This window comes from Undibacterium sp. GW821-FHT11B02, assembly GCF_058808955.1.
Genome location: NZ_JBXASD010000010.1, coordinates 127044 through 152999, shown reverse-complemented (window position 1 = coordinate 152999; position 25956 = coordinate 127044). Strand labels below are relative to the sequence as shown.

22 protein-coding genes and 1 tRNA gene are annotated in these 25956 nt (G+C 52.1%); 15 read left to right on the top strand and 8 right to left on the bottom strand.

Features of this window, described 5'->3' with window-relative positions:
• Nucleotides 1–120 precede the first annotated feature (120 nt).
• The 4 genes from AC1RVX_RS21425 to rapZ all read left to right on the top strand — a co-directional run bounded on the left by AC1RVX_RS21425 (nucleotide 121) and on the right by rapZ (nucleotide 5281).
• Nucleotides 121–2787 (top strand): sensor domain-containing phosphodiesterase, encoded by a 2667-nt coding sequence (locus AC1RVX_RS21425; protein ID WP_493218602.1) that lies wholly within the window; start codon nucleotides 121–123, stop codon nucleotides 2785–2787.
• Nucleotides 2788–2890: 103 nt separating this feature from the next.
• On the top strand, nucleotides 2891–3364 hold the full coding sequence (locus AC1RVX_RS21420; RefSeq protein ID WP_493218601.1) for a PTS sugar transporter subunit IIA: 474 nt from the start codon (nucleotides 2891–2893) through the stop codon (nucleotides 3362–3364).
• A gap of 91 nt (nucleotides 3365–3455) precedes the next feature.
• A complete protein-coding gene (gene hprK, locus AC1RVX_RS21415) occupies nucleotides 3456–4397 on the top strand; it encodes an HPr(Ser) kinase/phosphatase (RefSeq protein ID WP_493218697.1) in 942 nt (313 codons plus the stop codon).
• A gap of 20 nt (nucleotides 4398–4417) precedes the next feature.
• Nucleotides 4418–5281, top strand: a complete 864-nt coding sequence (gene rapZ, locus AC1RVX_RS21410) for an RNase adapter RapZ (protein ID WP_493218600.1) — start codon at nucleotides 4418–4420, stop codon at nucleotides 5279–5281.
• A 26-nt stretch (nucleotides 5282–5307) separates the two neighbouring features.
• On the opposite strand, the gene AC1RVX_RS21405 is transcribed toward rapZ, so the two are convergent.
• The 6 genes from AC1RVX_RS21405 to mutM form a co-directional block, all read right to left on the bottom strand.
• Nucleotides 5308–6471, bottom strand: a complete 1164-nt coding sequence (locus tag AC1RVX_RS21405; RefSeq protein ID WP_493218599.1) for an ABC transporter permease — start codon at nucleotides 6469–6471, stop codon at nucleotides 5308–5310.
• Nucleotides 6471–7301 carry an ABC transporter ATP-binding protein gene (locus tag AC1RVX_RS21400; RefSeq protein ID WP_493218598.1) on the bottom strand — a complete coding sequence of 277 codons (831 nt, stop codon included), beginning with the start codon at nucleotides 7299–7301 and terminating at the stop codon, nucleotides 6471–6473. Before AC1RVX_RS21400 ends, AC1RVX_RS21405 begins: the two co-directional genes overlap by 1 nt.
• Nucleotides 7298–8794, bottom strand: coding sequence for an alpha/beta hydrolase (locus AC1RVX_RS21395; RefSeq protein WP_493218597.1), 1497 nt, complete (start codon nucleotides 8792–8794; stop codon nucleotides 7298–7300). Before AC1RVX_RS21395 ends, AC1RVX_RS21400 begins: the two co-directional genes overlap by 4 nt.
• 378 nt (nucleotides 8795–9172) lie before the next feature.
• Nucleotides 9173–10318: an A/G-specific adenine glycosylase gene (gene mutY / locus AC1RVX_RS21390; protein ID WP_493218596.1), complete on the bottom strand. Its 1146-nt coding sequence runs from the start codon at nucleotides 10316–10318 to the stop codon at nucleotides 9173–9175.
• A 30-nt stretch (nucleotides 10319–10348) separates the two neighbouring features.
• Nucleotides 10349–12286 carry a dynamin family protein gene (locus tag AC1RVX_RS21385; protein WP_493218595.1) on the bottom strand — a complete coding sequence of 646 codons (1938 nt, stop codon included), beginning with the start codon at nucleotides 12284–12286 and terminating at the stop codon, nucleotides 10349–10351.
• 103 nt (nucleotides 12287–12389) lie between these two features.
• Nucleotides 12390–13211 (bottom strand): bifunctional DNA-formamidopyrimidine glycosylase/DNA-(apurinic or apyrimidinic site) lyase, encoded by an 822-nt coding sequence (mutM, locus tag AC1RVX_RS21380; RefSeq protein ID WP_493218594.1) that lies wholly within the window; start codon nucleotides 13209–13211, stop codon nucleotides 12390–12392.
• A gap of 112 nt (nucleotides 13212–13323) precedes the next feature.
• Here mutM and AC1RVX_RS21375 point away from each other — a divergent pair, with 112 nt between their 5' ends.
• The 4 genes from AC1RVX_RS21375 (at nucleotide 13324) to AC1RVX_RS21360 (ending at nucleotide 16922) form a co-directional block, all read left to right on the top strand.
• Nucleotides 13324–15174, top strand: a complete 1851-nt coding sequence (locus AC1RVX_RS21375; RefSeq protein ID WP_493218593.1) for a tetratricopeptide repeat protein — start codon at nucleotides 13324–13326, stop codon at nucleotides 15172–15174.
• A gap of 110 nt (nucleotides 15175–15284) precedes the next feature.
• Entirely contained in the window at nucleotides 15285–15926 is a 642-nt protein-coding gene (gene lolB / locus AC1RVX_RS21370) for a lipoprotein insertase outer membrane protein LolB (protein ID WP_493218592.1), read from the top strand.
• Nucleotides 15923–16813 carry a 4-(cytidine 5'-diphospho)-2-C-methyl-D-erythritol kinase gene (ispE, locus tag AC1RVX_RS21365; protein ID WP_493218696.1) on the top strand — a complete coding sequence of 297 codons (891 nt, stop codon included), beginning with the start codon at nucleotides 15923–15925 and terminating at the stop codon, nucleotides 16811–16813. Before lolB ends, ispE begins: the two co-directional genes overlap by 4 nt.
• Nucleotides 16814–16845: 32 nt before the next feature.
• Nucleotides 16846–16922 (top strand) — tRNA-Gln (locus AC1RVX_RS21360).
• A gap of 5 nt (nucleotides 16923–16927) precedes the next feature.
• Here the strand turns inward: AC1RVX_RS21360 and AC1RVX_RS21355 are convergent.
• Nucleotides 16928–17083 (bottom strand): hypothetical protein, encoded by a 156-nt coding sequence (locus AC1RVX_RS21355; RefSeq protein ID WP_493218702.1) that lies wholly within the window; start codon nucleotides 17081–17083, stop codon nucleotides 16928–16930.
• Between AC1RVX_RS21355 and AC1RVX_RS21350 the strand changes: the two genes are divergently transcribed.
• From AC1RVX_RS21350 to ggt, 3 genes are all read left to right on the top strand, one after another.
• Complete coding sequence (locus tag AC1RVX_RS21350) at nucleotides 17043–18005, top strand: ribose-phosphate pyrophosphokinase (protein ID WP_186950326.1); 963 nt, start codon at nucleotides 17043–17045, stop codon at nucleotides 18003–18005. The genes AC1RVX_RS21355 and AC1RVX_RS21350 overlap by 41 nt on opposite strands.
• A gap of 112 nt (nucleotides 18006–18117) precedes the next feature.
• A complete protein-coding gene (locus AC1RVX_RS21345) occupies nucleotides 18118–18705 on the top strand; it encodes a 50S ribosomal protein L25/general stress protein Ctc (protein ID WP_493218591.1) in 588 nt (195 codons plus the stop codon).
• Nucleotides 18706–18839: 134 nt separating this feature from the next.
• Nucleotides 18840–20579 (top strand): gamma-glutamyltransferase, encoded by a 1740-nt coding sequence (ggt, locus tag AC1RVX_RS21340; protein WP_493218590.1) that lies wholly within the window; start codon nucleotides 18840–18842, stop codon nucleotides 20577–20579.
• Here ggt and AC1RVX_RS21335 read toward each other — a convergent pair.
• Entirely contained in the window at nucleotides 20576–21142 is a 567-nt protein-coding gene (locus AC1RVX_RS21335) for a 5-formyltetrahydrofolate cyclo-ligase (protein ID WP_493218695.1), read from the bottom strand. The two genes, ggt and AC1RVX_RS21335, sit on opposite strands and share 4 nt — an antisense overlap.
• Before the next feature lie 99 nt (nucleotides 21143–21241).
• On the opposite strand from AC1RVX_RS21335, the gene AC1RVX_RS21330 reads away from it, so the two are divergent.
• The 4 genes from AC1RVX_RS21330 (at nucleotide 21242) to AC1RVX_RS21315 (ending at nucleotide 25894) form a co-directional block, all read left to right on the top strand.
• Nucleotides 21242–23161, top strand: coding sequence for a lytic transglycosylase domain-containing protein (locus tag AC1RVX_RS21330; protein ID WP_493218589.1), 1920 nt, complete (start codon nucleotides 21242–21244; stop codon nucleotides 23159–23161).
• A 22-nt stretch (nucleotides 23162–23183) separates the two neighbouring features.
• On the top strand, nucleotides 23184–23897 hold the full coding sequence (locus AC1RVX_RS21325) for a glutathione S-transferase family protein (protein ID WP_493218588.1): 714 nt from the start codon (nucleotides 23184–23186) through the stop codon (nucleotides 23895–23897).
• A 9-nt stretch (nucleotides 23898–23906) separates the two neighbouring features.
• Nucleotides 23907–25109 carry a multifunctional CCA addition/repair protein gene (locus AC1RVX_RS21320; protein WP_493218587.1) on the top strand — a complete coding sequence of 401 codons (1203 nt, stop codon included), beginning with the start codon at nucleotides 23907–23909 and terminating at the stop codon, nucleotides 25107–25109.
• 98 nt (nucleotides 25110–25207) lie between these two features.
• Nucleotides 25208–25894 carry a GNAT family N-acetyltransferase gene (locus AC1RVX_RS21315; protein ID WP_493218586.1) on the top strand — a complete coding sequence of 229 codons (687 nt, stop codon included), beginning with the start codon at nucleotides 25208–25210 and terminating at the stop codon, nucleotides 25892–25894.
• Nucleotides 25895–25956: the final 62 nt, after the last annotated feature.

The window sequence follows — 25956 nt, the reverse complement described above, 5'->3', positions numbered from 1 at the left end:
AAAGACATCAATTGGCTGAGCGTTTCATATATTTTTAATATACCAACTAATTATCGTCATTGTCCTTGACAGTTGCTTGATGTAAAGTAGTCAGACTTATTATCCATTAAGATTGTTGTCGTGATATCAACCATTCCGTTTTCCACCAACAGCGTGCGCGAACATATCGTCAGTGATGACTGGCATATGGCGTTGCTGGAAAATAATCCGGATGCGATGTATGTCTTGATTGATGACAATCTGGTGTATGCCAATCCCGCCGGTACCGAGCTGATGCGGGCAACTGAGCAACAGCAATTGATAGGCTTGAAACCGGAAGCTTTCCTGCATGGCCAGCACCATGAAGGTGCCAGGACCATACTGCAAAAGCTGCGGAAGGAAGGCGCGCAAAGCAAGCACGTTTGCCAATGCATACGACTGGACGGCCAATTACTGGATGTAGAAGTACGTGGCACCCAGTTCAACTTCAATAAACAGACCGCGATACTGCTGACTGCACGTGAAATCACTACTCGTCATGGCACTACAGTCACCCCCTTGCCAGTGATAGACCAGGTACGCTATAAATCCAGCCGCGTACATGAAGCCCTGCATCACGAAAAAGAAATTCTCGAAATGATCGCGCTGGACAAGCCGCTGGCCGATATTCTGGAAGATGTTTGTGACCGCATGGAGAGGTTGCTTGACAACGGTGCGCTGTGCGCGATTAGCCTGTTTGACAGCAGCAGCCAGCTATTGACGTTGGGGGCGGGTCCATCGCTACCAGATGGCTTTGCCGCTTTGCTGAATAACCTGCCGGTCAATACCAGTTCAGGTTCGGCATCTGCTGCGGTTTTTTATCAGCGCACCACCATCGTTCAGGATATTGCTGTCAGCCCCTTGTGGAAAAATTTGCGTGAACCTGCGTTGCGCTATGGTTTGCGCTCTTGCTGGTCATTGCCGATCACGACTGCGTTCAATAGCCTGCTTGGCACCATCGATGTCTATCACCAGATGGTGCATAGTCCGAATGAAGATGAACGCGCCATGATCATGGATGCCTGTGATCTCATCGGCCTGGCGATTGATAAAAAGAATATGGAACAAAGCCTGGAGGAAAGCGAAGAACGCTATCGCTCCGTGGTGACCAATCTTAGCGAAGGCATTATGGTGATTGGCCCAAGCGGCCAGATCCTGACCTGTAACCCCAGTGCCCAGCGCATCCTGAAGATAGAAGACATCAATACCGTAGGCCGGCGCCATCGCTATTTCAAGAATATCCTGGGCGAGGAAGGCCAGTCCATCCGCATGGGTGATGACCCGGCATCTGTCGTTTTCCGCAGCAAAACCCCTATCCTGAATTTGTCCATGGGTGTGGAATTGCGGGATGGCTCCATCGTCTGGTTATTGGTCAATGTACTTCCTATCAACAAGAAAAGCAGTGCCTCGGTTTCCGCAGTGCTGATTTCATTCACCGACACCACTGAAGTTCGTGAAACGCAAAAGCAATTGAATTTCATGGCATCCTACGATGCGCTGACAGGTTTGCCGAACAGGCATCAGTTGAACCAGCGTCTGGTCAAAGCCCTGTCGACAGCCAAACGTACCCAACACAGACTGGCATTGCTATTCCTGGATCTGGATCGTTTCAAGTACGTCAATGACACTGCAGGTCACGCGGCAGGTGATACGCTGTTGCGTGATGTGTCGTCACGCCTGAGTTCATGCATACGTACCACCGATATGCTGGCCCGTCTGGGTGGTGATGAATTCGTCATCGTGGCGGAATCCTTTGAGGACGCCGCACAACTTCAGGATCTGGCAGAACGCGTGCTGTCACGCATGCGAGATCCTTTCGTGATTGAAGGCAATGAGTATCACCTGGGTACGTCGATAGGTATCGCCGTCTATCCGCATGATGGTGAAGATGGCCCGACACTGATGCGCTGTGCCGATTCAGCCATGTACCATGCAAAAGAGTCCGGCCGCAACAACTACCAGTTCTTCACCACTGAACTGAATGTCCGTGCACAGCATCGCTACGCGCTGGAAACCAATCTGCGCCGTGCGCTGACAGAAAACGAATTCCTGGTGTACTACCAGCCCAAGATATCCCTCAGCACTTCACGCATCGTTGGTGCAGAAGCCCTGATACGCTGGCAAATGCCGGGAGTGGGTTTGGTGCCACCAAATGAATTTATCCCCATATCAGAAGAAATTGGCCTGATCCTGCCACTGGGTCGCTGGATATTGCGCCAGGCCTGCCTGCAAACACAGTTATGGCGCCAGCAATTTTCATCTGATCTGGTCATCAGCGTGAATATCTCACCGAAGCAATTTCATGACCCCGGCCTGCCCAAATACATAGAACAGGTTTTACAGGAAACCGGCTTGCCAGCTACTGCCCTGCAACTGGAAATTACTGAAGGCTTGCTGATGGGCGACATTGACGTGCTGCTACCAGTCTTTGATGCAATCAAAAAACTCGGCATCAGTATTTCACTTGACGATTTTGGCACAGGTTTTTCATCTTTATCCTATTTGCAACGTTTCCCTATAGATAATTTAAAGATAGACCGCTCCTTCATTCGTGAAATTCCGGATAGCCAGGATTCCGTCATCCTTACCCACGCCATTATCGCCATGGCAAAGGCACTTGGCATGAGCGTCACAGCGGAAGGTGTGGAAAAAGCCGATCAGATGTTCTTCCTTGCTGACTCTGGTTGTCAGGAGATGCAGGGCTTTTATTTCAGCCAACCACTACCTGTAGGCAAATTCGAAAAATTGCTGAGTGACAATATCCGTTAAAAGTGTTCGTCAAGTTTTACGCATAGCAGTCAAAAGAAGCCTATAATTTGTCAAAACCCAACTTTGTGCATTGCACCATTTCGCTGTAAACCGATCTTGCACCATGACGAATATTGCAAAAATCCTGCCTCTCAACAACGTACTTCTGGATCTGGAAGTCTCCAGCAAAAAAAGAGCATTTGAACAGGCCGGACTGTTATTCGAAAATAATTGCAGCATAGCGCGCTCCGTTGTTTCCGATAATCTGTTTGCCCGTGAACGCCTGGGCTCCACTGGACTGGGACATGGCGTAGCAATTCCCCATGGTCGCATCAAGGGTCTGAAAGCCCCGATTGCTGCGCTGGTCAGGCTGAAAGAAGCAATCCCGTTTGAGTCACCAGACAGTCAGCCCGTCAGCCTGCTGATTTTCTTGCTCATGCCTGACAATGTCACCCAGCAACATCTGGAAATTCTTTCGGAAGTGGCAGAAATGCTGTCCAACGAAGATTTCCGGAACACGCTGAATACAGAAGCCAATGCTAGCGCCATTTATGAAAGAATCATGGCATGGCGACCCGATTTGCCAGAAACGCCCTGATTTCACCTTCACGTGACCACGGCAAGTCCGTTTGGCCGACCAGTTTGGTCATGCCTTTGCTGAAGTCCTGACACCGACAGCCCATACAGCCATGCCATCACTGACCGAATTAACCATACAAAAAATCTACGATGATAATCGTGACACCATGCAACTGGGCTGGTTTGCAGGCTTTTCTGGTGCCGATAAACAGATCACCGGTGATGCTGCTTCATCAGCCGATCAGGTTGGGCATTTAAACCTCATCCATCCGGGCCGTATTCAGGTCCTCGGTCATCAGGAATTATCGTATTACAACCGTCTGTCAAATGCGTCACGCAACAATCTGATGCGTGAACTGGTGGCTGGTGCGCCGCCTGCACTGATCGTCGCCCAGGGGCTGGATTCGCCACCCGCTTTTTTGGCAACCTGTGACGACAATAATATCCCGCTGTTTTCGACGCCCTATCCTTCCGCCCAGGTGATCGATTACCTGCGTGTTTATCTATCCAAAAAACTGGCGCAACGTATCACCATGCATGGCGTGTTCATGGATGTGCTGGGAGTAGGCGTCCTGATCACTGGTGAATCCGGTCTGGGTAAAAGCGAATTGGGTCTGGAATTGATTTCACGCAGCCATGGTCTGGTGGCCGACGATGCCGTCGAGTTTTCACGCATTGCCCCGAATATGATAGAAGGCCGTTGCCACGAACTATTGCAAAACCTGCTGGAAGTGCGTGGTCTTGGTTTGCTGGACATTAAAACCATCTTTGGCGAAACAGCAGTGCGCCGCAAAATGCGCCTGAAACTGATTGTGCATCTGGTCCGTCGCAGCACGCTGGAAGAAAATTACGAACGCCTGCCCATCGATTCGCAAACTGAAGAAGTACTGGGCTTGCCGATCAGAAAAGTCGTCATCCCGGTTGCCGCGGGCCGCAATATCGCGGTCTTGCTGGAAGCAGCTGTACGCAATACCATCTTACAATTACGTGGCATTAATACTCTGGAAGATTTCATGGAACGCCAACGACGTGCCATGGAAAACGGTGACTGAATATCCACTAAGTACACTCTATGGAAATCCTGCTTATCTCCGGCATATCCGGCTCGGGCAAGTCAGTCGCCCTGAATGTGGTGGAAGATGCCGGCTATTATTGCGTCGATAACCTGCCACCCAGCCTGCTGGCCGACCTGATCACCACCCTGATCAGAGAAGGCATACCTTCTGCCGCTATCGCCATTGATACGCGCAGTGCCCACTTGCTGACCGACCTGCCTGCAGCCATACAAACCTTGCGCGATCAGGCGCACGATGTCAAAGTCCTGTTCCTGACGGCCAGTACCGAATCCCTGGTCGCCCGCTTTTCAGAAACCCGCCGCAGCCACCCCTTATCACACCGGCTAGGCCTTGACAAAGAACCCGGCGACAGACTCAGCCTCACCGAATGCATACAGGAAGAGCGTGAAATACTCTCAGGCATACAACTGGTCGCCCACGTTATCGACACCAGCGACCTCAGCGCCAACAAGCTGCGCACCTGGGTCAAGGACGTTATACAGATAAGCCATGCGCCGCTAACACTGATGTTTGAATCTTTTGCCTTCAAGATCGGCGTGCCGCTGGATGCGGATTTTGTTTTCGATGTCAGGATGCTGCCCAATCCGCATTACGACCCCGACCTGCGCCCTTTGACTGGCCGCGATGAGCCGGTGATCCAGTACCTGAACGAACAGGCCATGGTGCATGATATGTTCGCTGACATCAGCCAGTTCATCGCCAAATGGTTACCAGCCTTCAAACGCGACAACCGCAGCTACCTGACAGTCGCCATAGGCTGCACCGGTGGCCAGCACCGGTCTGTGTATATGGTGGAAAAACTGGCCGAACACTTTAAAGGACAAGAACAGGTTCTGGTCAGACACAGGCGCCTGTCTTAAACAAACACCGTGCCTGAGCCAAAACCTCAGTGCATCACCACCCTGCGCATTTTCTGCGAAATATAAGCCAGGCTGAACAGGCTCATCAGTGCACACACCAGGAAGGCAATGCCAACCGCCAGCGGGCTTAGCGCCTCCCCCTTCAATACCTGGTTCATCATCTGGTTTTGTGCCAATACCGGCACCCACTGGAACCATGCTGGTTCCCTGCCCGGAAACAGGATAGGCACCAGGGAAACGAAGGGAATGAACATGGTCACCAGTTGGTTGCGCACCTGGGCTTCCTTATAGCTTTTGCAGTCCAGCGAAACGGCAATCTGTATCGCTGCCATGCTGGCGGCCAGCGGCAACAGCACAAACAGAAAACCCATGGCATCCCTGAAATTGAACTGGAATTCAGCACGCAGGGTTTCATTATGGATCAGCCATTGTGACGGGAAGAAGCTGAAGATGGTCAGCACCACCACCCCCATGCCAACAATGGCAACCGCCCCCCATTTACCTATCGTCAGTTGCCAGCCACTGACGGGATTCATCATCAATGGTTCCAGCGAGCCACGTTCACGCTCACCGGCGGTAGTATCAATCGCCGCATACATACCACCCAGCACGATAGCCATCAAGACCATCATGGGTAACATGGTGGTCACGGTGGCCTTGCGCTCATCCGGCTTTTGTAAATGCCGTTCGCGCACATCTATACGCTGCAATAATTCTATCGAGACCCCACGCATCAGCAGGCCCATGGTGGCGGTTTCTTGTGCATAGGCATCCAGCAGGCGACGCAAGGGACGTACACCAAATTCAGCAGGGCGATTCGACGTGTCGTAAGCAATTTCCACTGTGGCTTTATCGCCTGCCGCCAGCTTGTCGTCAAAATCATCAGGGATCAACAGCACTGGCTGATCGAGCTCCTTGCTTTGTGATTTCGCTTCGTAATCAGCAGGTGCGGTTTTCAGCTTGTAGCCCTGGCGGGCGATAAAGTTTTCCAGGCCGCGTGCATGTTCAATACCGATGACCATGACAGAACGTTTTTCTTCCTGTGACTCGACCTGTGACAGAACGATGGAAAAAATCAGCAGCATCAAAGGCACGCCAAGCAGAGAACTGATCAGTGCCACCAGCAAGGTACGACGGTCCCGCAGGGCATCGCGCAGTTCTTTGCGCAAAATAGCCAGACTCGCTCTCATCAATTTACTCCTGACTGAGATGGTTGAGGATGCAAGAATGCCAGCTTGACGAATGCATCTTCAAAATTATTTTCGCTGGATTGCTGCAACAATTCTTCTACCGTGCCATGGGCTACATCCCTGCCTTGGGCAACAATCACCACCTGATCACACAGGCGTTCGACCTCCTGCATGATGTGAGTGGAAAAGATGATGCATTTGCCGCCGCCTTCAGGTGAGCGCAGGAAACGTAAAAACTCCCTCAAGGCCCGCGTTGCCACCACATCCAGGCCATTGGTCGGTTCATCCAGGATGATGTTTTTCGGGTCGTGCACCAGCGCACGTGCCAGCGCGGTTTTCATACGTTCACCTTGACTGAAGCCATCGGTACGCCGGTCCAGCAGGGCTTGCATGTCCAGCCATTGCGCCAGTTGTTGCGTGCGCTGTTCTGCCAGCCCTGCGTCCATGCCATGCAACAGACCGTAGTACAGAATATTTTCCCTGGCAGTCAGGCGCGGGTACAGGCCACGCGCATCAGACAACACTCCCATCTGGGATTGAGTGGATGAAGTACCGGCCTTGACTGCCGTGCCATCCACCATGATCTCGCCCTTGTCGGCCTGCAACAGGGCCGCGATCATGCGCAAGCTGGTGGTCTTGCCAGCACCATTCGCCCCCAGCAAACCGGTGATGCAGGCATCATTCGCAGTGAAACTGACGCCATCAACAGCGCGTACCACTTCACTGGTTTTTTTCATCAGGCCCAGGCTGCGCGCTACACTGGTAAGGGTATTGCCGGATGATTTGCCCAAGCGCACAAATTCCTTGTGCAGGTCTTTGACGATAATCATGGCTTGAGCTCCTCTTTGAGCTTCCCTTTGGGGCCGGCCTTGTCTGCCATCTTGTCGGCAGCTATATCAGTCTTTGCCGCTACGGGTGCCTGCCATGCCAATGCCCGCGGTATCTGGCGCACACATTTCGCGTCAACCTTGATGGCCTCATCATCTTCCTTGGCATTCAGGAAGCGATGCACGACATCACGCACACAACCCTGAGCCAACAAACCATGACCGGCGTTATCGATCTGCACATGGCGCGCTTTCGCCCCCAGTGCTTTGGTCACTGCTTCACCATGCCTGGTTGGGGTCACCGGGTCGAGGCCTCCACTCAGCAGCAAGACCGGCGATGCGCTTAACGGGATGGTAAAGAACGCAGCAGGAATTTCGGCACGTGGCCATTTTTTGCATGTCTGGGTATACATCTCAGCCATCAGTTTTTCAAAGTCGTCATTCGCTGGCAAGGTAGCCGACTGCGCAAAGGCTTCGCCACACCACACAGAAAAATGCATGCCGTAGGCAATACCACCCGGCCCCGGCAGGCTGGTAGCACCACTCATGGTAATCAGCGGGGCGTAATTTCCCTGTTCAGCCTGTGTCAGTGCATACGGCAAAGCCGACAATGAAGTCGGGCTGTACAGGGTCTTGTGCACCAGTCCCAGCAAACCATCACGGGTCATCTCGAATTTAAGTGGCGTGCCCAAACGCGGATGCGGCATGCTGACTTTTTGCGGCTGGCTGGCCAACAGTTTTTTCCAGTGATTCGCCAGGTCGGGATAACTGGCGTTGCAGGCCGGCTCTTTCACACAATCCCTGAACAAGGCATCCAGCGCTTTTTGTGCATCCGAGCTGGCCAGGCGCATATCGGGTGGCACCACACCATCCAGCACGACACGACGTACCGATTGTGGAAACTGGCGCAGATATTCCAGACCAACACGCGTACCATAAGAAGCACCAACCAGATTAATGCGGCCATAGCCTTGCTGCTGGCGCACCGCCTCCAGGTCCTGCACGGCTATGCTGGTACTGAAATATTGCAAGTCGCCATAAGGCAGCGTCTGCAACTGGCGCAGGCAATCATCGGTGAGTTTGACTTTTTGCTCAGGCGACAAGACTTCGTCAGCCTTTTCCAGCGCCGGGCATTCAAGCGGCGCACTGCGGCCGGTACCACGCTGATCAACAAACACCAGGTCACGGCGACGGTTCATGCGGGCCAGCAAGCTATTCGCCCAACTGGCGACATTGATGGCACTCTGCCCAGGACCACCAGCAAGCAGGAAAACTGCATCTGGCAATTTGTTTCTATCCTGGGAAACAATGACGACATAATGGATGTCTATCTTCTTGCCTTGGGGCTGCGCCGGATTCAAGGGTCTTTGTATCTGCCCACATTGCACTTCCTGTGGAAAATCCGGCAAACGGCAAGGTTTGGTCGTGGCGGCATGAACTGTCACCGACAGGCACAGGGCAAACCCTGACAAAAGTCCGGGTATCAAACGTTTCAACAAAGCAGTCTCCTGACTATTTATGGTTTCCGCAGATGTCAGATACGGGGCATGTCATCCACTGATGTATGTCCAGAACTCATTTTATAAATAGGGATGAGTTCTAGAACTCATTTCATAAATAGGGATGAGTGCGAGCAAGGCGATTCGGGATGCAGTGCAAGGCGTGACGCGTAGCCAAGGCTGGTGCCTTGGCAAGCGGCACAACGCAGCAATGCGCCCGAATCGGCCAGCTCCCGGAGGGTTTGCCTCATAGCGCGTGCTGGACTGCGTTGGACTCTTGTCAATAGACCCGCTATTGACTGCCTCGTCCGCCTTGCCAGCCCGCGCTATGAGGCAAACGCATCTCACCCCTATTTATGAAATGAGTTCTAATAACTATTCGCCATCCGTACCAAAAGCATCAAAAGCCAGGCTGGCTTGCGTGCCAAGGGACATCAACAGGTTTTTTATTGGAGCAGGCAAGGCCAGTTGTCCGGCATCGTGCAGATTTTGCCAACTATGGTCATCTTCTGAAATCATTGCACGACGTTCTGACAATTGCACTTGCACAGGCAAAATCTGTAATTTGAAATGGGTGAACACGTGACTGACGACAGGTAACACACGGATGCTGGCAATCACACCAAACTGTGCAGCCTTTTGTTTTAGTTCAGCCATTTGCTCGTCCACAGAAATCATGTCGTCGCCATATTCCTGCATGCCTGCCAGTTCTGGCAAAGACAGCAGACCGCCCCAGATGCCGGTAGGTGGACGACGTTCCAGCAATACCTGCTGGCCTTCCTGCACCACCAGCATGATGGCCTGCTTTTCTTTCTGGGCTTTTTTGGGTTTGCGTTCCGGCAGTTCGGCTGTCCTGCCTTGGGCATAAGCCTGGCAGCGATCCTGAAACGGACATTGCTGGCATTTGGGGTTGCTGCGAGCACACAGCGTCGCCCCCATGTCCATCAAACCCTGGGTGTAGGCTTCAATGTCTTGCGCTGGCAATAAAGCCTGCGCCAGTTTCCACATTCGCTCTTCGACCGGTTTGCTGCCAGGGTAACCTTCAATGGCAAAGACACGGGCAAACACCCGTTTGACATTACCATCCAGAATTGCAGCTACCGTGCCATAAGAAAAAGCCGTAATCGCGGCAGCAGTAGAGCGGCCTATGCCTGGCAGCTCCTGCAACAACGCTGGATCAGCGGGAAACTGCCCCTGATATTTTTCCACGACCTGTTTTGCGCATTGGTGCAAGTTACGCGCCCGGGTGTAATAACCAAGACCGCTCCAGTGTTCCATGACTTCTTCCACCGGGGCGGCTGCGAGCGCAAATACTGTAGGGAAGGAAGTCAGGAAACGCTGATAATAAGGAATGACCGCAGTGACCTGGGTCTGCTGCAGCATGATTTCTGACAGCCAGACGCGATATGCCTCGCGGCTCTGCTGCCACGGCAGGCCATGGCGGCCGTGCTGCTTTTGCCATGCAATAAGACGGGAGGAAAAATCTGGGTCAGGTGCAACAGGATGGCTTTTTGTCGCCATCCTGTTTGTTGATACAGTAGACTTCATCTATCAGGCAGCAACCCTGAGTGCACTCAGTTCTGCAGTCAGTGCATTTTTGAGACTGACTTCGAGTTCAGTCAGCGAACTCTTCTGTGCCTCAATATCTGCCTGCATGGTCTCGAAAGACTTGATCTTGTCTTCCAGGCTATCTGTCGCCACATGAATTCTTTGTATCGACTGCATGCGGTTTTTCAACTGGCCCTTGTGTTCACGGATTTGCGCTTCCAGCGGAGCCATAACAACTTTTTGCCAAGCTTCGACATCACGATTGGCTTGCAAAAAGCTTTGCTTGACCCGGGCAGCCACCGAATCAAAGAATTTATGCATGAGCACCACTTGCGGCGTGGTCAGCATAGTCGCGGTACTGAACTGTTTTTGGTACACAGCTTCAATGGCTTCAACTTCTTTGATGTATTTATCCAGAGAAAATGGCATGGGGGCAGACAGGGCCAGCCCATGCTCGGTCGAAAATTTGCGGTACATGATAGTCATCATTTCCGAAATTTCGTCGGTCTTCTTATTGGACGTCAACAGGTTCAGTTTTACCTGGGCAAAGAAATGCTTGACCGAGTCACGCAGGCCGATTGAGAATTTGCTCTTTTCCATGGCTTCCCGCGACTTGCGTATTTCTTCACGCAAGATGTCCATGCCCAGGCTGGTGTATACCTCGGTAGACAAACGGGTAAATACCGAGCGGGTACCCTGCATGCGCAAGAGACTGGCGTCAAATTCTTTTTTCTCGGCATCGATACGTTTCATCATGTGTTCGATGACGTTCATGTTCTTGCCACGCAAGCTCTTCAATTCCAGCATCTGTTCGACCACGCTGCGGCTGCGGGCAGAAATGATGGCCTGCTGACCACTGGTAATTTCATTCACTTCAGAAGTCAGTTGGGCACGGATGATGTTTTGCTTGGCCGGGATCAGTTCTTTGGACAGGGCATATTCCAGCGTCGGCAGACGGCTGCGGGCCAACAGAGGTGCATCCTTGTTGATCTTGGCGACCAGTCCTTTTTGCGCAGAAATCGGAAATACCTGCTTTTCTTCGATTGACAGGGTATGCGCCACGGTGCTGATCTGGCGCACAATTTGCGCTTCCACTTCTTCCGGTGTGCGTAACTCATCCCACATGCTATCTATCTTGTTGAGCACCACCATGCGGCCAGGACCATTACCGATATGATTACGCCAGACATCAATATCACTCTTGGTAACGCCAGTATCAGCCGCCAGGATAAACAATACCGCATGCGCGTTCGGGATCAGGTTCAGTGTCAGTTCAGGTTCAGTACCGATGGCATTCAGGCCCGGGGTATCAACAATGATCAAGCCCTCTTTCAACAATGGATGCGGGAAATTGATAATGGCATGACGCCATTGTGAAATTTCAACCAAACCATCTTCATCCACTTCCAGCGCAGCATCAGGATCGTTTTCATCAAACAAACCGTAGTATTTTGCTAATTCTATGCTAACTTTTTTGGTCTGGCTAACTTGCTTGAAAGCTTCCAGCATGCCATCACCGGAATTGATATTCAGGGGCAGCACGGTCCAGACATGGCTTTGGCCCTTGTATTCGCTGGTGGACTGGGCTTCGGCCCGGGTTTCTATGGGCAGCAGGCGTATGCAGGGTGGAATCGTATCGTCGTACAATAATTCGGTCGGGCACATGGTGGTACGACCGGCAGAGGATGGCAAAATGCGCTGGCCATAGTCGGCAAAGAAAATCGCATTGATCAACTCTGACTTACCACGTGAAAATTCTGCAACAAACGCGATGGACAGTTTGTCGTCAACCAACCTTTCCATCAATCGCGCAATACGCTGATCACTGGAGGCATCGGCCATATCCGATCCATGTATCCACGTACGATACTGCTCCAGCGCTTTCACTACTCCTTTGCGCCAGTCGCTGTACTCCTGGAATTTCTGAACCAGATTGCTCATGTTCCCCTCAGTTAACTTTTTTTAATTTTCCAAGTATATATGGAAGCTCTGAAAAAAAACGTGTAAATTGAATTTTGCCTATATTTCTGACTATTTGCAGGGCTTATTTCTGACATTTTACGCAATAAAAGCTGCTGCGTTGGCCCTGACGTATCTGTTTGATGACATGTCCGCAAACTCTGCAAGCCTCTCCAGTTCTATCATAGACGAAATAAGACTGTTGAAAATAACCAGTTTGTCCATCTACACCAAGAAAATCCTTGAGTGTACTGCCGCCCTGCTCTATCGCTGCTGCCAGCGTTTCCCGGATGGCCTCAGCCAATAAGGTGTAGCGCGCCAGACTGATGCGTTTGGCCGACGTTTTGGGGTTGATACCAGCCCTGAACAGACTTTCCGAAGCATAAATATTACCAACCCCCACCACAATATCGCCCGCCAGCAGTACCTGCTTGACTGGTGCCGTGCGCTGACGCGTCTCACGATACAGCAATTCCGGGCTAAAACCGGGCTCCAGGGGCTCTACACCCAATTGCCGTAATAACAGATGCTCTTCAATGTCGCCGTCTGCCGCTGCGTGCCAGAGCACTGCACCAAAACGGCGCGGATCTGTCATGCGCAAGGCCATATCGCCAATGACAATGTCAATATGATCATGTTTGGCTGGCACGACATCTTTATGCAAGACCCGTAAGTGCCCCGACATGCCAAGATGAATCAATACGCAGCCATGCTGAAAATATAATAAAAGATATTTGCCACGCCTGCCAGTGGCCAATATGCGCTGACCAGTCAGCAAAGCTGGCAAATCAGCAGGAAAAGGCCAACGCAGACCACTTCGCCGCAAAATGACCTGGCTGACGATTTTGCCATCCAGATGGGGCGCAACACCGCGCCTGGTAACTTCAACTTCAGGTAATTCTGGCATAGACGGGAACTTTTACCATTACAATTTGACACAGTGTAATAACATAGCTGAACCCACAGCTTTTCAGCTTCAGCGTAAAATCAATCATCTTTTCTGTTAATCCGGGCTCGTTTTGAAAACATTTCCAGCATTATTTTCTACTTCTATTGTATCCGTTCTACGCCCTGCGTCATGGCTGTTGAGCGCGGCGCTGGTCACAGGATGTGCCACCATAGGTCAACAAGCTACCGATCCAGGCAATGATGCCAATCACGCTAACGACGCGGCACAAGCAGCCCTGTCTGCCGAAAAAACCTTAAATGGTGTAACGGCCGATGCCTCGCTTCCCGAAGACAAATTGCCGGAAGTAACACTGTCTGAAGAATTATTTTACAAAATCATCACTGCCGAAATCGCCTATCAGCGTGGCAGCTGGCAGGGTGCCTACGTGACATTGTACTCAGTTGCCCAGCAAACCCGTGACCCGCGTATCGCCCGTCGTGCTGCTGAAATCGCCCTGAGTGTCAAACAAGCTGGCGAAGCGCTGGCAGCCATACGTCTTTGGCGTGAATTAGCCCCGAATTCCAATGAAGCTACCCAATATTATCTGGGCTTTATGGTAATGAATAATAATCTGGCAGAAATCCAGAGCGTATTCACAGAAAAATTGAAAACTGCTGATCCTAAACAGCACGCTGTACTCATGCTGCAAGCGCAGCGATTGCTATCCCGTGCACGTGACAAGAACGCAGCCTTTGATGTTTTGGAAGAAATTCTCTCCCCATACAAAGACAGCCCTGACGCCCACCTTGCGCTGGCGCAAGGTGCCTACACCAAAGGTGACAATAAGCGCGCCGTGAGCGAAGCACAAACCGTATTGAACACCAAGCCAGATTCGCAACTGGCCATCCTGACGATAGCCCAGGCTTCATCACAACAAGATGCAGCCAAAGCCATGGTCAGCTTTTTACAGAAAAACCCGGAAGCGCGCGATGTACGCCTGGCCTATGCCAGTATTCTGATCGATCTCAAGCAACTGGATAAAGCCACGCACGAATTCGAGCAAATCGCACGCGACAGGCCAGACGACAATAACGCCACGTATACTCTTGGCGTGCTGGCCATGGAAAGAAATCAGCCGGCGGAAGCTGAAAAATATTTCATTCAGTATCTGAAAACCCTGGAAGCAAAACCAGGTGAAGAACATGATCCAACCAATGCGCTGATCAATCTGGCGCGTATTGCAGGTGAACGTAAAAACTATAAAGCTGCGCAAGAATGGCTGGCACAGGTGGAATCTTTTGATGGCCGCAACACCGCCTGGTTCAATGTACAAATGCGGCGCGCCTTCCTGTATGCCAAAGAAGGCAAGCTGGATGAAGCAAGACAGTTTTTGCACACGGTGAAAGCGTCTAACGAAGCCGAACAAACACAATTGGTACAAACCGAAGCGCAATTGCTCAAGGATGCTGGCCAACCCGACCAGGCCAAGGCAATATTGCAGGAAGGCATACAGCAACAACCGAATAATCCTGACCTGCTGTACGATTTTGCCATGCTGGCCGAATCCCAGAAAGACATCGACAGCATGGAAACTTCTCTGCGCAAGGTCATAGAACTCGCACCGAATAGCCAGCATGCCTACAATGCACTCGGCTATTCGTTTGCTGACCGCAATATTCGCCTGGATGAAGCATCTACACTGATAGAAAAAGCCAACCTGTTGGCACCGGATGATCCATTTATCCTCGATAGCCTGGGCTGGGTCAAGTTCCGTCTGTCCAAATACGATGAAGCTGAACAGGCCTTGCGTCGTGCCTATGAATTACGGCCCGATGCTGAAATCGCCGTGCATCTGGGCGAATTGTTATGGACCATGGGCCAGAAAGACAATGCCAGGAAAATCTGGCGCGATGCCCAACAAAAAGATCCGGACAACCAGACACTGAAAACCACGCTGGACAGATTGAAGGTCAAGCCCTGAGTCTGCTACCCGCGTTTCAACAGACTGCTTTTGCCCGGCGTGATCATGCCGGGCGCATTGAAATTCCTGCCCCCAGGGTGCGGGCAAAATACGGACAAATACGAACAGCCATGCGTAACAAGATCAGCTTGCCCCGGCATATTGCAGCATCTGCCTGCCTGCTACTCAGCAGCGCCTGCACCAGCCTGCACCAGCAAACGTCGACCACAAACAATACGCCGGCAGCTTCGGTAAGCGTGCAACAAACACCTGTTGGCAATACCCGCACATATCAACAACAGATACAAATAAGCGGCAGAATCACCGTGCTGTACCAGCAGGCAAACAAGCCGCAAAGCCTGCCCGGCAGCTTTGAATGGGAACAAGACAAGGATGGCATACGTATCACCCTGCTATCGCCTTTGGGGCAAACCCTGGCCAGAATCACCCAAACCGCACAAGGTGCCAGACTGGAACAGGATGGCAAGGAAACCCGTCAGGCTGCCGATCTTGATCTGTTACTGCAAGATACAATGGGCTGGTCCTTGCCGGTAGCAGGTCTGCGCGACTGGTTGCAAGGTTTCGTGGCAATAGATGGCAAAACCGCCATACCCTTGCAAGCCAACGACCAGACTATCGATGCCCAGGGCTGGAAACTGCGGTATGCGACCTGGCATGAGCAACCCAGCTTTCCAAAACGTATTGAATTGCAAAGGTATACCAGCCAGGCTGGTGATATTTCCATCCGTATCGTCGTCGACCAATGGAAATAATGCGCGCACTCAAGCATTGCCCGGCACCTGCCAAGCTCAATCTCTTCCTGCATGTAACAGGCCGCAGGCCGGATGGTTACCACTTGTTGCAAACAGCCTTTCAGTTGATAGACCGCTGCGATTATCTGGATGTGGAAGTGCGCGACGATGGCATTGTGCACAGGAGCAATGATCTGCCTGGTGTACCTGCCGGCAGCGATTTGATTGTCAGGGCAGCCAGGTTATTGCAAAGCCATAGTGGCTGTGGATTGGGGGCCAATCTGACCCTGCACAAACACTTGCCCATGGGCGGTGGCCTGGGCGGCGGTTCATCTGATGCGGCAACTACCTTGCTGGCACTGAATCATTTGTGGAATACCGGTCTGACGCGCGCGGAATTGATGAAACTGGGTCTGCAACTAGGTGCCGACGTACCTTTCTTTCTATTCGGCGAAAACGCCTTTGCCGAAGGCGTAGGTGAAGAATTGCAAGCATTGAGTACCGCTGAAGACTGGTTTGTGGTGCTTGAGCCCGGTGTACAGGTCCCCACACCGGCAATTTTTTCGGCAAAGGAGTTGACAAGAGACACAAAGCCCGTCAGAATAGCGGACTTTTCCAGTGATGCAAAAACTCATTGGAAAAACGATCTGCAAACAGTTGCCTGCGCATTGTTTCCGCAAGTTGATGAAGCCATCAAGTGGCTCTCGCAATACGGACATGCAAAGATGACGGGATCAGGGGCTTGTGTTTTTTGTGCTTTTGCCGACGAAACGGCAGCTGACGCAATATTAAAACAAGTGCCGGATCGCTGGACATCATGGAAAGCAAAAGCGCTGAGTCGCCACCCGATGGCGCAGGAATTGGGATCGAAAAGCATTTGGCTTGAAGCTGGTTTGACGCTAAAATAGCGGCGAACTTGGAAACAGGCAAACGGTTGTGTAGGGGAGTCGCCAAGCTGGTTAAGGCACCGGATTTTGATTCCGGCATGCGAAGGTTCGAATCCTTCCTCCCCTGCCATTAAATTAAAGCCGCCGCATAGATTGTGCGGCGGCTTTTTCAGTTTTATCAGCGGCTTCTTTTGTATAAAACCCATGCAAAATAAGCCAGACCCACAATCTCAGCCGATAGGTCCCAGCCATGGCAAATGCGCGCGCAAATGACAACATGATGGTTTTCACTGGCAATGCCAACCCTGCACTGGCTGCTGGTGTTGCCAAGCAACTCGGCATCCCCCTCGGCAAGGCAGACGTTTCCAAATTCTCTGACGGCGAAGTGATGGTCGAGATCAATGAAAACGTCCGCGGTAAAGATGTTTTCGTTCTGCAATCCACCTGTGCGCCAACCAATGACAACCTGATGGAAATCATGTTGATGGTCGATGCATTGAAACGTGCTTCTGCTGGCCGCATCACTGCCGCTATTCCTTATTTTGGTTATGCCCGCCAGGATCGTCGCCCACGTTCTGCACGTGTTGCGATTTCTGCCAAGGTAGTCGCCAATATGCTGGAAGAAGCCGGTGTAGACCGCGTGTTGATCATGGACTTGCATGCCGATCAAATTCAGGGTTTCTTTGATATCCCGGTTGACAATATTTACGCTTCACCGATTCTGCTGGGCGACCTGGTTGCCAAGAATTATGAAGACCTGCTGGTGGTTTCCCCTGACGTAGGTGGTGTTGTCCGTGCCCGTGCTTTGGCAAAACGCCTGGGTTGCGATCTGGCCATCATCGACAAACGCCGCCCAAAAGCGAATGTTTCTGAAGTCATGAACATCATTGGTGAAGTTGAAGGCCGCAACTGCGTGATCATGGATGACATGGTTGACACTGCCGGTACCCTGACCAAGGCAGCGGAAGTATTGAAAGAACGTGGAGCCAAGAAGGTATTGGCTTACTGTACCCATCCAGTCTTGTCCGGCCCGGCGATACAGCGTATTTCGCAATCGCCGCTGGATGAACTGGTGGTCACAGACACCATCCCGCTGACAGAAGCAGCCCGTGCCTGCCCCAAGATTCGTCAATTGTCTTGCGACAGCCTGCTGGCCGAGACTTTCCGCCGCATCACCAAGGGCGAATCGGTCATTTCCCTGTTCACGGACTAAAGTATTTCGGCACTGCCATCTCGTTGATGACAGTGCTTTTTTCTGGGCCCCTGGTCGCGGGGGTTCAACACCGCAAAACAAATAAATGTTTTGCATTTTTTGGAGTAACACCATGAAAGTAATCGCATTTGCACGCAAAGAACAGGGGACCGGAGCGAGCCGCCGCCTGCGCAATGCTGGCCAAACACCTGGCATCATCTACGGCGGTAAAGAAGCACCAGTCGCCATCACTCTGGACCACAATGCGCTGTACCATGCATTGAAAAAAGAAGCATTCCACTCTTCCATTCTGGACCTGGAAGTGGATGGCAAATCAGAAAAAGTATTGTTGCGCGACTTCCAGGTCCACGCTTACAAACAACTGGTTTTGCACGCTGACTTCCAACGCGTAGATCCTAACCAAAAAATCCACGTTAAAGTGCCTCTGCATTTCATCAATGCTGACGTATCCCCAGCCGTGAAACTGTCCGCTGCTGTCATCAGCCACGTTGCTGTTGAACTGGACATCTCTTGCCTGCCAGCAGAATTGCCAGAATTCGTTGAAGTTGACCTGTCCAAACTGGAAGCTGGTCAATCCATCCACGTATCTCAACTGACATTGCCAAAAGGCGTGACAGCTGTTGTACATGGTGGCGACGTAACTGTTGCTATCGCTGTTGTTCCAGCCGGCGCAACTTCTGCAGAAGCTGAAGCAAAATAATTTGCATTTTGCAAGTTAGATGAAAAGCCGCCTTCGGGCGGCTTTTTTATTTTGCTTACCAGATACTTTGTCAGTGCGCGATTTCAGAATTAGTATTACTATTTTCGTCACCACCGATTTCCGGAGTAATTCACATGCCCTCCCCTCGCAAGCTATGCCTGAGTCTGCTCATCCCGCTGTGCTTTGGCCTGCTCAGTCCTGTCAGCCAGGCGCAACTGGCGGCTGGTATCAAATACGATACCAGCTACCCCATCATCAGCCCAGTCTATGCCAAACAAGGCATGGTGGCGACCGAGCAGGCGCTGGCCAGCCAGGTTGGCCTCGATATACTCAAGCGTGGGGGCAATGCCGTCGACGCTGCAGTGGCAGTCGGCTTTGCACTGGCAGTGGTGTTGCCAAATGCCGGCAATATCGGCGGCGGCGGCTTCATGGTCATCCATGACAGCAAGTCAGGCAAGGATATCGCCCTGGATTTTCGTGAGTTGGCACCAGAAAAAGCCACACGCGATATGTACCTGGATGCAAATGGCAAGGTGATTCCCGGCAAGTCCCTGCATACGCATCTGGCAGTCGGCGTGCCCGGGACGGTCGCCGGCATGGACCTGGCCTTGCGCAAATATGGCAGCATGAAGTGGAAGGAGGTCATTGCACCATCCATACGTCTGGCCGAGCAGGGCTTTGACATCAGCCCGCATCTGGCTGAACTGATCGAAGTCGGCAAAAACCAGCTTGGACAATGGCCCGCCAGCCGCGCCATCTTTTTCAAAGATGGCAAACCCATGCAGACGGGTGAGCGTCTGCAACAAAAAGACCTCGCACAGTCACTGCGATTGATTGCCGAACAGGGTCCATCAGCTTTTTATGAAGGGGCAATTGCAAAAAAAATCGTCGCCGAAATGCAGCAACATCAAGGCCTGATATCTGCCAGCGACCTTAAAAATTACAAAGCCGTGGAACGCATCCCCGTGCGTGGTAATTATCGCGGCTATGAAGTCGTATCCATGCCACCACCCAGCTCTGGCGGTGTTCACATTATCCAGATGCTCAACATGCTGGAGCATTTCCCCCTGAAAGAACAGGGTGCAAACAGTGCACAGACCCTGCATCAACTCAGCGAGGTCATGAAACTGGCATATGCTGATCGTTCAGAATTTTTGGGCGACCCGGACTATTACAAAGTACCGGTCAAGGGCCTGACTTCACGCGCTTATGCCGATGAACTGGTGAAGAAGATACAGCAGGATCATGCAACACCGTCAGTCGACATCAAGCCCGGCAAACCCCTGCCGTATGAAAGTGACCAGACCACGCATTACAGCGTTGCCGACAAATTCGGTAATGTTGTTGCCACGACCTATACACTGAACCTGAACTTTGGCAGCGGCATCGTTGCCAGCGGCACCGGCATCGTCCTGAACAATGAAATGGATGATTTTTCGGTCAAGGCAGGCGTACCGAATGCCTTTGGCTTGCTGGGTGGAGATGCCAATGCCGTGCAAGCATGGAAACGCCCGTTAAGCTCAATGTCACCCACGATAGTACTGAAGGATGGCAAACCCTTCCTGGTGACTGGCAGCCCCGGTGGCAGCCGCATTATCACCACGACCTTGCAAACAATATTGAACGTCATCGACCACGGCATGAATGTCGCTGAAGCCACCATTTCACCGCGCATACATCAACAATGGATGCCAGACCAGCTAAGCTATGAAAAAGGGATCAGCATTGATACCCTGCGCCTGCTGGAACAAAAAGGCCAGATCCTGCGCCCGGCGGCTAATTTAGGTAAAACCCAGACCATACAAGTCTACCCCCAAGGATTTGCCGGCTACTCAGACACGCGCAATCCGGATGGCAGTGCGGTCGGATTTTAAGCTCTCAGATCCTGGGTTTCGGTGATGATGACATCCATAGGAATATCATGGGTGTCAGCAACAAAATCCGCCTGCGCGCATTGATAAGCAATACCGATAGTGAGTGGGCGCGGTGTGTTTTCCAGCGTGCGGTCATAATAACCACCACCGTAACCCAGGCGATACTTGTCAGCATTAAAGCCTACACAGGGTATTAACAGCGCTGCGGGCTGTATCAACTGCCCACGCTGGGCTGGTACCGGTATGCCATATTCATCAACCAGCATGGCGTCGCCAGGCCGCCAGGCCAGGAATTGCAAGGGTTGCTGCCTGGTATGCACCAGTGGTAACGCCAGTTGCACACCGGACTCGGACAAGGCCACATACGCTGCCTGCAAATCAGGCTCACCCCGTATTGGCCAGTACACAGCCATGCTGAGCACTTTTTGCAATTTGCAGTATTGCAACAACTTTTCGCTCAATTGCGCGTCCCATTGTTGCCTTATGTCTGTCCCAATATTTTGACGTTTTTGCAGTAAACTTTTCCGCAGATCCTGACGACTGAGTGCTGGTTCTGTGTACATCGGATGTGCGCTGGCCTTGGGCTGTGTCATACTGTCAGAAATGTAATCAAAAACTGTCAAAAGATGTCTGTGAAAAAAAGTTTAGCTGGACTTGGCCTGATGATCTTAGCAGGTTTCGGCGCATCCCCTGTCGCCAGCGCAGCTGCGGCAAAAAAAAGCCTGATCAATGATGATGACCGCTTCATGGCCTTGCGTGATGCCGCCTTCCATGATGACTCCAGTAATGCTGAACAACATGCGGCGGCACTCAAAAATTACGAAATTCCCTCTTATATTGAATATTATCGCCTGCGTGCCCGCCTGGTGAAAACCACGAATGCCGAATTTCGTGAATTTCTGAACAAGTATGAAGGTAGCGCCATCGCTGACCGCCTGCGCAATGACTGGCTGTTGTTGCTGGGCAAACGCGGCGAATGGGAAAGCTTCGATCAGCAATATCCCCTGTTCGTGGTGGCGGATGACAATCAGTTACGTTGCTATGCCGTGCTGTCCAAAGCCATCAAACAGCAAAAGGTCGCCAGTGAAGCGCGCAATTTACTGAACTCGCCGCGTGACTACGGCGAAGGCTGCTACGCCATGGTGTCTTACCTTGCTGGCAATGGACAATTCAGCAATAGCGACTTGTGGGCACAAGTTCGCATGGCGGGCGAAAACGGCGCACTGCCACTGGCACAGCGTCTGGGAAAATTGCTAAATGTACCAGAAAAACAGATGGCCGACGCCATCGACAAACCTGCTGCCGTAACGAAGAAAGCCCCCGAAGCTGGCCACACCGCACATGAACTTTATCTGATCGCCCTGGGTCGGCTGGCCAAGACCGATCATGAACAGGCAGCCAGCACACTCAGCCGCTATGCCAGCCAGTTCAATGATGTCGAAAAATCTACAGGCTGGGCACAAATCGCCCTGCAGGCTGCACTCAAGCTGGAGCCAGAAGCACTGGGTTACTGGCAACGTGCAGATAGTGCGCCTCTGTCACAGGAAGCCTATCAATGGCGGGTACGTACCGCCTTGCGCGAAGGGGACTGGAAGCTGGTCAAAACCGGCATCACCAACATGCCGCCAGCCTTGAAGGCTGATCCAGCATGGGTATACTGGTATGGTCGCGCCCTGAAGGCCGAAGGCAAGAGTGAAGAAGCACGTGCACAATTTGCCAGCATCGCTGATCAGCTGCATTTCTATGGACAACTGGCGCTGGAAGAACTGGGGCAAAAAATTGGTGTTCCCGTTACCGTCAAGCCAGTGACACCAGAAGAATTGGCTCCAATGGAAAAAAATCCCAACCTGCAAAGAGCATTGAAATTCTATGCGATGAACCTGCGCTTTGAAGGCACGCGTGAATGGAACTGGGAATTGCGCAAAATGAGCGAACGCCAGCATTTGGCCGCCGCCGAACTGGCACGCCAAAACAACTTGCTGGACCGCATGGTCAATACTTCGGACCGCACCAAGGGTGAGCTCGACTTCAGTCAGCGCTACCCTACGCCTTTCAATGAAAGCATGTACAAAACCACGCAGGCACTGGGACTGGATATGGCCTGGGTGTATGGTCTGATACGCCAGGAATCACGCTTCATCATGAACGCCAAATCCCATGTAGGGGCATCCGGCCTCATGCAGTTGATGCCGGCTACCGCCCGCTATGTCGCCAAGAAAATCGGCCTGGGCAAATTTGTACCTGAACAGGTCAATGATGTGGATACCAATATTGCCCTGGGCACCAATTACCTTAATATGGTGTTGACCGACCTTGGTGGTTCACAGGCATTGGCATCAGCCGCCTATAATGCTGGCCCTGGTCGCCCCAGAGCCTGGCGAGCAAAACTGAGCCGCCCGGTAGAAGGTGCGATTTTTGCAGAGACCATTCCCTTTAACGAAACCCGTGGTTACGTGAAGAATGTCTTGTCGAACGCCACCTACTATGCAGCCCTGTTCGAGAAAAAACCTCAGTCCCTGAAAAGCCGCCTGGGCACGGTGGTACCGAAGGGAATGACCGCAGGTGATGCGGACCTTCCTTAATATTTTTCAAATACAAATACTCATGCAAGATACTGAAATGCAACCCGCACTGGCAGCCATGCTGGGCCAAGAACGCGCCGGCTTGCGACTGATCATAGGCAATAAAAATTACTCTTCATGGTCCATGCGTCCCTGGGTGGCAATGAAGGCATTTGGCATTCCTTTTGAAGAAGTACGCATTGCGCTGAACCAGCCGGATACCACCAACCGCATCGCTGAATATTCTGCCGCTGGCCGTGTGCCGGTCTTGCTGGCAGGCGAAATCACAGTCTGGGATTCGCTGGCGATTTGCGAGTACCTGGCCGAGCAGTTTTCCATACTCAACCTGTGGCCAGAAGATGTAGCAGCTCGCGCCACGGCACGCAGTATCTGTGCAGAAATGCACTCCGGTTTTTCATCTCTGCGGTCAGACATGCCCATGGATATTCGCGCTTCGCTGCCAGGCCAGGGCCGCACCATAGGCTCACAAGCAGACATTGGACGCATCAGCGAAATCTGGGAAGACTGTCTTTCCCTTTACGGTGCACATGAATTCCTGTTTGGTGCCTTTTCCGTTGCCGATGCTTTTTATGCACCAGTGGTCATGCGTTTCCGCACGTATGGCGTCTCACTGGCCCCGGCCCTGCAAGCCTACGCCGACCGGGTGCTGGCACATCCTGCCGTCGCCCAGTGGGTCAGGGAAGCACAGCTGGAAACAGAAGGCCTGCCCGGACATGATGACAGCGCAGAAGACTAACGCAGCGGCATGAAGACCTATATCGTCGGTGGTGCCGTACGCGATGCTCTGCTGGGCTTCCCCGTGCAGGACCGTGATTTTGTGGTGGTCGGTGCGTCACCAGAAGAGATGCTGGCAAAAGGTTATCTGCCAGTGGGCAAAGACTTCCCGGTATTTTTACATCCGCAAACCCACGATGAATATGCGCTGGCACGTACTGAACGCAAAACTGCTGCCGGCTACAAGGGCTTTGTATTTCATACCGACGCCAACGTTACACTGGAAGAAGACCTGATACGCCGCGACCTGACCATCAATGCCATGGCACAGGATGAGGCCGGTAATATCATCGACCCGTATGGTGGTCTGCGTGATTTGCAGGACAGGGTATTCCGTCATGTATCGCTGGCGTTTTGCGAAGACCCGGTGCGCATCTTGCGTCTGGCACGCTTTGCCGCCCGCTTTGCCATACCGCCACAGGACTTCACTGTAGCAGAAGAAACCACAGCCCTCATGCAGCGCATGGTAGCCGCTGGCGAAGTCGATGCCCTGGTGGCAGAACGGGTATGGCAAGAATTGTCACGCGGCCTGATGGAAGCACGGCCTTCCCGCATGTTTGCCGTACTGCGCAGTTGTGGTGCCCTGCAAAGATTATTACCAGAACTGAATGTGTCGTTTGAAGCAGGCGCGACTGGTCAGCGCGGCCAGCAATTGATGCAAATACTAGATGCCACGACCCAACGTAACAGCCCGCTAACTACCCGTTTTGCGGTGCTGCTGCATGATTTGGCAATGCCCCCGACAGGGACCGATACCCTGCCAGTTGAAAAACTGCGGGTAAAGTTGGCAGACGGTATTTGCCAGCGCCTCAAAGTACCGGCAGATTGTCGTGACATGGCTGTCATGCTGGCGCGTGAGCATTTACATATCAAGGATGCAGCATCACTGTCCGCCGCAGACACGGTTGATTTACTGACACGTTGCGATGCCCTGCGCAAGCCTGAACGTTTTCTTGAGATGCTCAATGCCTGTGCCTGCCTGTTTCCTGAAGAATTGACAACAGCCCATATCTTCGCCCCGCAGTTGCAATTAAGCCAGGCATTGGACATCGTATTAAAAGTTAACGGCGGCGAAATTGCCAGCCTGTATGCCGCCCAACCCCAGCAAATCCCGATTGCCATCCGCGCAGGCAGGATAAACGCACTGGAAGTAGCAGCAAATGCACAACAATAGAAGTTTTATTCTCAAAGTGAGCACTTATCTGGAATAATCAGAACAGATCATCTACAATGCATTGTGCAGTGCACAAAAGCTACCCATAAGGAGCTGCCATGAATGCGTCAGATATGTTTCCTGAAGATCCAAAACACTTGCTCGATACCAGCAACAAACATTCCAAATCTACCATTTTCGTCAAGGAATTGTCGGAAAAGGACAGGCACCGCATCCTTAGGCATTTTCTTGGACTGGAAGAAAGCGATCGCCTCTTGCGCTTCGGTACTTACCTGCCAGATGCAATGATAGAAAAGTATGTAGACGGTATTGATTTTTCACGCGACAAGGTGTTTGGTGTCATCAGCCATCACTTCCGCATCGTCGGGGTCGGTCATCTGGCCTACGCACCGCGTGCCGAAGATGATGACATCACCGACAAAGACAAGGTCGCCGAATTTGGCGTATCCGTCTCCAAGATCGCACGTGGCAAGGGCATAGGTTCCAAATTGTTTGAACGCGGTGCCATCCACTGCCGCAATGATGATGTAGATACCCTGTACATGCATTGCCTGTCTTCCAACCAGACCATGATCCACATCGCCAAAAAAGCTGGCATGGAAATCCAACGCGAATATGGCGAAGCTGACGCCTACCTGAAAATCCTTCCAGCCAATGCCGTCAGCGTCTTGAGAGAAGCCGTGCAGGAACAGGTCGCCGCCATCGATTACACCATCAAGGCTAATACCCGCGCTGCCGCCAAATGGCTCAGTCATTTGCCGGGGATGAAGGATAGTTCGAAGTAGATTTTCCCAGACCTCTCACCGCAGAGACACAGAGGAAGAAATAAACTTTCGCAAAAGTTTAT

Coding starts and splice junctions, on each gene's coding strand:
- ggt (WP_493218590.1), top strand. CDS start 18,840: ATGCCCTCCCCTCGCAAGCTATGCCTGAGTCTGCTCATCCCGCTGTGC.
- rapZ (WP_493218600.1), top strand. CDS start 4,418: ATGGAAATCCTGCTTATCTCCGGCATATCCGGCTCGGGCAAGTCAGTC.
- lolB (WP_493218592.1), top strand. CDS start 15,285: ATGCGTAACAAGATCAGCTTGCCCCGGCATATTGCAGCATCTGCCTGC.
- AC1RVX_RS21405 (WP_493218599.1), bottom strand. CDS start 6,471: ATGAGAGCGAGTCTGGCTATTTTGCGCAAAGAACTGCGCGATGCCCTG.
- AC1RVX_RS21385 (WP_493218595.1), bottom strand. CDS start 12,286: ATGAGCAATCTGGTTCAGAAATTCCAGGAGTACAGCGACTGGCGCAAA.
- AC1RVX_RS21345 (WP_493218591.1), top strand. CDS start 18,118: ATGAAAGTAATCGCATTTGCACGCAAAGAACAGGGGACCGGAGCGAGC.
- AC1RVX_RS21315 (WP_493218586.1), top strand. CDS start 25,208: ATGAATGCGTCAGATATGTTTCCTGAAGATCCAAAACACTTGCTCGAT.
- AC1RVX_RS21350 (WP_186950326.1), top strand. CDS start 17,043: ATGGCAAATGCGCGCGCAAATGACAACATGATGGTTTTCACTGGCAAT.
- AC1RVX_RS21325 (WP_493218588.1), top strand. CDS start 23,184: ATGCAAGATACTGAAATGCAACCCGCACTGGCAGCCATGCTGGGCCAA.
- AC1RVX_RS21400 (WP_493218598.1), bottom strand. CDS start 7,301: ATGATTATCGTCAAAGACCTGCACAAGGAATTTGTGCGCTTGGGCAAA.
- AC1RVX_RS21335 (WP_493218695.1), bottom strand. CDS start 21,142: ATGTACACAGAACCAGCACTCAGTCGTCAGGATCTGCGGAAAAGTTTA.
- AC1RVX_RS21330 (WP_493218589.1), top strand. CDS start 21,242: ATGATCTTAGCAGGTTTCGGCGCATCCCCTGTCGCCAGCGCAGCTGCG.
- AC1RVX_RS21420 (WP_493218601.1), top strand. CDS start 2,891: ATGACGAATATTGCAAAAATCCTGCCTCTCAACAACGTACTTCTGGAT.
- mutY (WP_493218596.1), bottom strand. CDS start 10,318: ATGGCGACAAAAAGCCATCCTGTTGCACCTGACCCAGATTTTTCCTCC.
- hprK (WP_493218697.1), top strand. CDS start 3,456: ATGCCATCACTGACCGAATTAACCATACAAAAAATCTACGATGATAAT.
- AC1RVX_RS21320 (WP_493218587.1), top strand. CDS start 23,907: ATGAAGACCTATATCGTCGGTGGTGCCGTACGCGATGCTCTGCTGGGC.
- mutM (WP_493218594.1), bottom strand. CDS start 13,211: ATGCCAGAATTACCTGAAGTTGAAGTTACCAGGCGCGGTGTTGCGCCC.